At 30.2% G+C, this 1,170-nt stretch carries 1 protein-coding gene and 1 pseudogene; both read right to left on the bottom strand.

Annotation, left to right across the window (positions count from 1 at the left end; translation table 11 throughout):
* Positions 1-154: 154 nt before the first annotated feature.
* A pseudogene (locus tag V7014_RS22225) lies at positions 155-386 on the bottom strand (ABC transporter permease); the annotation flags it as partial.
* A gap of 147 nt (positions 387-533) precedes the next feature.
* A complete protein-coding gene (locus V7014_RS22220; protein WP_335510434.1) occupies positions 534-899 on the bottom strand; it encodes a VOC family protein in 366 nt (121 codons plus the stop codon).
* Positions 900-1,170: the final 271 nt, after the last annotated feature.

Genomic DNA, 1,170 nt, shown 5'->3' with positions numbered 1-1,170 from the left:
TATTTAAAATGGCCTTGTTAATTATCGGAACTTTTTTAAAATAGTTAACTACATAAAATAATGTTGGAATATATATAAAATTGTAATTATTTAGTCAAAAGGATTGATAAATTATTATATAAAATACCAAGCATACTATACTCAGTATTCTTAATTATCCTTCTTTCGGAAGAACAATTCCTTTATACAATTGAACCGTTATGAAGTAGTAAGTGATGTAAATAACTACAAAAATAACTATCGGAAACCAAATACGGAAATACGGGTCAATTAAGATAAAGCCAAATATATTCATAAATACGTGTGTGATCCCTACTGTCGCTGAAAAAAAATAAAACAACTCTTNNTGTTAATACTTCATGACGAACACCTATTTTAAGAATAACTTAAAATGAAAGAGTCATTTTTATCCGTTGTGCAGAGAACATATTAACTTGAAACCAAGCACATTTAACGACCAAAAGAAAAAAGCATGTTTAGAAACTTAAACATGCTCTTCTTGGATTAAATTAAATTCGTTTACTGCTGCAAAGCTATGCTTCAGTATTAACTTCAGACACTCCAAATAGAAGTCCTTGGTTATCTAAACAATAAGCAAAATAACCCATGTTCGGTATTGCAGTTTTGGGTACAACTACTTGTCCACCATTCTCAGTGACCTTTTTTATGTATTCATCGACTGAAGGTACCTCAATAGAATTAGTAGTTCTGGTTCCCTCGTCAGGCGATTTCATTAATCCTCCATCGATACCGGGTTTATCACTCTCTCCCGTAATAATGAACCAATAATCTTGTGGTCCAGCCATCTTTTCAAATTTCCAACCAAAACTACTTGTATAAAATTCAATTGCCTTTTCAGGATTTGGCACTTGAAATTCAAACCTTAAAACTTTTCCCATAATTTATACCTCCTACTATTTTCGTACACAATATTACCCAAATACATTTAAACATTTCAGTAATTAATATCTTCATTCCTCTCTCTAAACAAGCAACTCTCATTATTCAAGTAAAGAAAACAAATAATCTTTATAAATAGTGACAAAAGTCTTACAAAAATGTAAGTTACTTTTTGAAATCAGATAAGTTACAATATCCAAGTAAAATTAATAGAAATGAGGTTAGGGTAGTTTGCAAACTAAGATTTCAACTAATGACAGAATCACTTCG

The organism is Bacillus sp. JJ722, assembly GCF_036963345.1.
Taxonomy (GTDB): domain Bacteria; phylum Bacillota; class Bacilli; order Bacillales; family DSM-1321; genus Bacillus_AD.
The sequence above is the reverse complement of the archived record's forward strand: the minus strand, read 5'-3'. Positions and strand labels throughout refer to the sequence as shown.